Source organism: Pseudoalteromonas phenolica (assembly GCF_005886345.1).
GTDB lineage: Bacteria > Pseudomonadota > Gammaproteobacteria > Enterobacterales > Alteromonadaceae > Pseudoalteromonas > Pseudoalteromonas phenolica_A.
The window spans coordinates 1-281 of record NZ_PNEC01000138.1 but is presented as its reverse complement, the minus strand read 5'-3'; the positions used below and the strand labels follow the sequence as shown (position 1 = coordinate 281).

The 281-nt window shown below is 36.3% G+C and carries 1 protein-coding gene; it reads left to right on the top strand.

All coding sequences use genetic code 11. The annotated features are described in order from the left end of the window. Positions 1–18: 18 nt before the first annotated feature. The coding region (locus CWB72_RS20380) for a sterol desaturase family protein (protein ID WP_252371610.1) at positions 19–281 on the top strand (263 nt) is incomplete at its 3' end.

The following is a 281-nucleotide window of genomic DNA, read 5'->3' as shown; positions in this document are numbered from 1 at the left end:
CTGATAACAGAAGATTTTTTGTATTACTGGCTACACCGTTTTGATCACGAAATAAGGCTATTCTGGGCCGTTCATGTTACCCACCATAGCAGTGAAAAAATGAATTTTACCGTAGGTTTCCGATCATCTGTATTTCAACCACTATATCGATTCATTTATTTTATTCCCTTGGCTTTAATGGGTTTCAGACCTATTGATATTGCTTTCATTTATTCTGCCACACAAATATGGGGCATTTTTGTGCATACAGAACTTATCCATAAAATGGGTTGGATGGAGTA